The sequence below is a fragment of the Enterococcus sp. NBRC 3427 genome (assembly GCF_007996925.1).
Lineage (GTDB): Bacteria > Bacillota > Bacilli > Lactobacillales > Enterococcaceae > Enterococcus_B > Enterococcus_B lactis.
In genome coordinates this window covers 1-1,347 of record NZ_BJLL01000115.1, presented here as the reverse complement: position 1 = coordinate 1,347, position 1,347 = coordinate 1, and the positions used below count along the sequence as shown (strand labels likewise).

The window sequence follows — 1,347 nt, the reverse complement described above, 5'->3', positions numbered from 1 at the left end:
GCTTATCGCTTTTCGATCAATGACCATCCGGCATTCCGTAAACTGATCTCTTATGGTTCTCTTTTTACTGAAAGCGCTCGAACTGGCGTGATCGGACGTGATGCCTCGGTAGCTGATCGAATGTTCATCGAAGATCAATTCTTCTTACTGGAAATGGTTCGTGTCATGGAAACTCGAGTCGGCAGTGATACAACATTACTAACGATCTCCGGTCACAATTATGGCCATCGGGGTAGCAACGGTTCCTTCGTCCATGAAGTCGAATTAAGTGTCCCGATGTCTGTCTTGATGAGCCAGATTGCGACTCAAGAAGACTTTCTGGAATATATCCAGCAAAACACCACTTTTGAATTTGGGGTGATCGAAACACCCTCAAGAGAAGTCGCTGTCCAGACGGCTCAGCAAATGGCGCAAGCCTATCATACACGCACTGCCGATATACAAAAGAACTTAGCAGAAGTCTTGGCACCGACTGAAAACGGATTGAGCTTCGATCCTTCTGGTATAATCGCTACCTTATACGGACAAACGGTTGTCCTTGATGCAACAGGAAAGTTCGTGTACGCTGACACTCGCGTAGCCGTTCCAGAATACCAGTGGGGAGCGATCGATTTTGCTTACAGTGAAGCAGCCATCCCAATAGATGACTCGATCACGATCGATGGGCGAAGAGGTGTATTAGATGAAGAAACTGGAGACATCGTAGAAGATGGTACAGGTAAAACATTAGTCGAAGGCGCAATGGGCGCTGCATGGAATGCGTTGAGTCTAGCTCGAGTCCTTGAAGCAATCAAAAACTTCAAAGGGGATGACGATGATGACGATGAATTCGAATGGTATTCCCCTCTTGATTTGTACTATGACGAATGGTATGCAGACGGCGGGAAAGGGCATACGATGGAAAACGGCATGTGGGACAGACTGCGGATGCCCTACAAGCCCGATTAAAAGAAATAACCTATTCCGCTGCCTTCCATACTACGGAACAAGCTTTGATATTTATCAACTGCGCGATTTATACTGCCAATAAAAAATACTTAGAGGGTACGATCAAGTTACCTCTAGGTGATTGTTCTTTACAAGATGGTAATCGTGTAATCTATCGATCGTATAAATCGGTCGCTCTTGGAAAGACATTAGGGTGGGGATTTTATAGATTAAACCTTGACAACTATATTCAATACGACTCGATCTATTACGCTAAAGTAGTTATTCAAAGAATGCCCAACATCGTATGGAAAAAACGAAAGTATTATATCCTAACCGCTTATCCTGACTTACGAAGAACTGTAAAAGAGGAGCCGCCAAGGGCGGCTCCTTTCGTTTATTTTTAAATCATCACTAAAC

Annotated in this window: 1 protein-coding gene and 1 pseudogene; both read left to right on the top strand. The window is 44.3% G+C overall.

The window, feature by feature from the left end; translation table 11 throughout:
* Positions 1 to 948: pseudogene (locus ESP02_RS13550) on the top strand (hypothetical protein); the annotation flags it as partial.
* Positions 912 to 1,334 (top strand): hypothetical protein, encoded by a 423-nt coding sequence (locus ESP02_RS13545; RefSeq protein WP_002374719.1) that lies wholly within the window; start codon positions 912 to 914, stop codon positions 1,332 to 1,334. The pseudogene ESP02_RS13550 and the gene ESP02_RS13545, both read left to right, overlap by 37 nt.
* The last annotated feature ends 13 nt before the right edge of the window (positions 1,335 to 1,347 follow it).